Annotated in this window: 3 protein-coding genes; 1 reads left to right on the top strand and 2 read right to left on the bottom strand. The window is 55.3% G+C overall.

All coding sequences use genetic code 11. The annotated features are described in order from the left end of the window. Positions 1 to 9: 9 nt before the first annotated feature. Positions 10 to 270, bottom strand: a complete 261-nt coding sequence (locus tag NW815_RS12025; RefSeq protein WP_414332383.1) for a hypothetical protein — start codon at positions 268 to 270, stop codon at positions 10 to 12. 103 nt (positions 271 to 373) lie between these two features. On the opposite strand from NW815_RS12025, the gene NW815_RS12020 reads away from it, so the two are divergent. Continuing rightward, positions 374 to 655 (top strand): CRISPR-associated endonuclease Cas1, encoded by a 282-nt coding sequence (locus tag NW815_RS12020; RefSeq protein ID WP_414388471.1) that lies wholly within the window; start codon positions 374 to 376, stop codon positions 653 to 655. 60 nt (positions 656 to 715) lie between these two features. Here the strand turns inward: NW815_RS12020 and NW815_RS12015 are convergent. Then, the coding region (locus NW815_RS12015; RefSeq protein WP_414416058.1) for a transposase at positions 716 to 957 on the bottom strand (242 nt) is incomplete at its 5' end.

Raw genomic sequence — 957 nt, 5'->3', positions numbered from 1 at the left:
TTGAGCTTATTATTGACTAGAGTCATGCTCGTCTGCGTCAACCGAACCGCGGCTTTTGGGCCTGAAAGACCTCTTGGGCTTTGGGATCCCCTCGCTGAGGGCGGCGTTGGACTCCACTTCGGTCATGGTGCTAGAGCCGAGATAGTAGCCCCACCGATACACCAGATCCCCAAGGATGCCGTAGTGTCTCAGGGTTTGCAGATCTTTCATCAGGAGCGCACCGTCACGAACGGATCCCACACCAGAAACCCTGCTCTGCTTTTTCGCCATTCGCATCTTCCCTTACAGCATTTTTGGGCCTGACTTTTAACTTGAAGAAGACCCCGTTTTGTTCCCACCTCAGCTTCAATTTTAGGCTTCTGGGAGTGGCCTCATGGGTAGAACACTCTATGTGTCCCAACAGGATTGCTACCTCAGCCTCGACCAGGAACGCCTGGTTGTCAAACGGGCTGGAGCTGTTCTTCAACAGGCTCAATTGCCCCACTTGGATCAGATTTTGATGGATCAGATTTTGATCTTTGGCCATGCCCAAGTCACAACCCAACTGATCCAGAGTTGCCTAGAGCGCAACATCCCCATCGCCTATCTTTCCCACATGGGGTACTGTGCTGGGCCGTCATCAACCGGCAAGTGCAGACCTACCAGCAGTTTGTAAATGATCAGATCCCTGTTTACTTGCCGTTCCTCATCCGCTGAGGGGATCCCACATGCATGGTCAAGTCGCGATTTTTGTGGGTTTCTCTTCCGCGGCCCAAAGCGGGCCCATGTCCAGGTAACGCCGGAAAGCCCAGTCCTCCGTGGCCCTCAGCATCACCACCGTGGCCAGATTCACCAGGCTCCCCTCGCCGGGGAAGACCCCAACCACCCTGGTCCGCCGCTTCACCTCACGGATAAGCCACTCCAGCACATTCGTGCTCTTGATGTGCCGCTGGTGGACCCCGGGAAAGTCCAGGTAGG

The organism is Synechococcus sp. R6-7 (assembly GCF_047461695.1).
Classification (GTDB): Bacteria; Cyanobacteriota; Cyanobacteriia; order Thermostichales; family Thermostichaceae; genus Thermostichus.
Note: the sequence above shows the minus strand (reverse complement) of the source record. Positions and strands in the feature narration are given on the sequence as shown.

What these genes read in the sequence shown, in the direction of transcription:
- NW815_RS12025 (WP_414332383.1), bottom strand. Translation starts at nt 270, where the DNA reads ATGGCGAAAAAGCAGAGCAGGGTTTCTGGTGTGGGATCCGTTCGTGAC.
- NW815_RS12020 (WP_414388471.1), top strand. Translation starts at nt 374, where the DNA reads ATGGGTAGAACACTCTATGTGTCCCAACAGGATTGCTACCTCAGCCTC.